The organism is Vibrio sp. 2134-1 (genome assembly GCF_033339495.1).
In genome coordinates, this window is the sequence record NZ_JAWOUS010000374.1 from 1 (window position 1) to 736 (window position 736).

General features: G+C 44.0%; 1 protein-coding gene. It reads left to right on the forward strand.

Annotation, left to right across the window (positions count from 1 at the left end; translation table 11 throughout):
- A partial coding sequence (gene rsmI / locus R7R78_RS26070) for a 16S rRNA (cytidine(1402)-2'-O)-methyltransferase (RefSeq protein WP_225474607.1) occupies positions 1-555 on the forward strand: 555 nt, incomplete at its 5' end.
- Between the last annotated feature and the right edge of the window lie 181 nt (positions 556-736).

Below are 736 nucleotides of genomic sequence, written 5' to 3' on the forward strand. Positions count from 1 at the left end.
CATCTGGTGACAAAATGTCGTCAAGCGGGCGTAAGAGTTGTGCCTCTTCCTGGTGCGTGTGCAGTTATCACTGCGTTAAGCGCGTCGGGATTGCCGTCAGATCGCTTTAGTTTTGAAGGCTTTCTACCGCCCAAAAGTAAAGGTCGTAAAGATAAATTCTTAGAGATCGCATCGGTAGAGCGCACATGCATTTTTTACGAGTCACCACACCGAATTTTAGACTCGTTACAAGATATGTTAGACGTTCTTGGCTCTGAGCGAGAAGTCGTTCTAGCAAGAGAACTCACTAAAACATTTGAAACCATCCAAGGCATGCCTTTGGGTGAACTCATTGAGTGGGTGAAAAGTGACGATAACCAGCAACGTGGTGAAATGGTGCTTTTGATCCATGGTCATCGTGAAACATCGGATGAGGCATTGCCCGATGAGGCTTTGCGTACTTTGGGTATTCTGACGAAAGAACTGCCTTTGAAGAAAGCGGCAGCGTTGGTGGCAGAAATCCACAATCTGAAGAAGAACGCTCTATACAAATGGGGTTTAGAAAACTTAGATTAAGGGCTGTTTAGATTGAATATTGCAAAGGGTTGATGTGAAAGCATCGACCGTTTTTTATTGTTTACCTTTTGCGTTTTGACTAAAAATTCATCACTCGGTGCATTCATTTCATCATATCTGTGATCTAACTAGACTCTGAAGTGAGAACTCTATACAATCCGCCCTCGGAGCTGACTGGGTA